This window comes from Microbacterium maritypicum MF109, from assembly GCF_000455825.1.
GTDB classification, from domain to species: domain Bacteria; phylum Actinomycetota; class Actinomycetes; order Actinomycetales; family Microbacteriaceae; genus Microbacterium; species Microbacterium maritypicum_A.
The window spans coordinates 1-206 of the sequence record NZ_ATAO01000006.1 but is presented as its reverse complement, the minus strand read 5'-3'; the positions used below and the strand labels follow the sequence as shown (position 1 = coordinate 206).

Annotated in this window: 1 protein-coding gene; it reads right to left on the bottom strand. The window is 66.5% G+C overall.

The window, feature by feature from the left end; translation table 11 throughout:
* Positions 1–133: catalase (locus tag L687_RS42325; RefSeq protein ID WP_152525835.1), on the bottom strand; the 133-nt coding region annotated here is incomplete at its 3' end.
* Positions 134–206: the final 73 nt, after the last annotated feature.

Genomic DNA, 206 nt, shown 5'->3' with positions numbered 1-206 from the left:
GGTTGAAGGCCGCGATCTTCTCGACCAGGTAGTGATCGTGCAGGACGGTGGGGCCGTCGGCGCCGACCGTGAGCGAATGCGTGTCGCTCGCGATCGGGGCTCCGGCCTGCGTGGTGGTGGCAGGTTTCGTCATGGTGTTCTCCTTCTCCGCGCAGGCGCAACGATTACCCCCATCCGGGGACGGGCGATCGGCGGACTGCTATTGC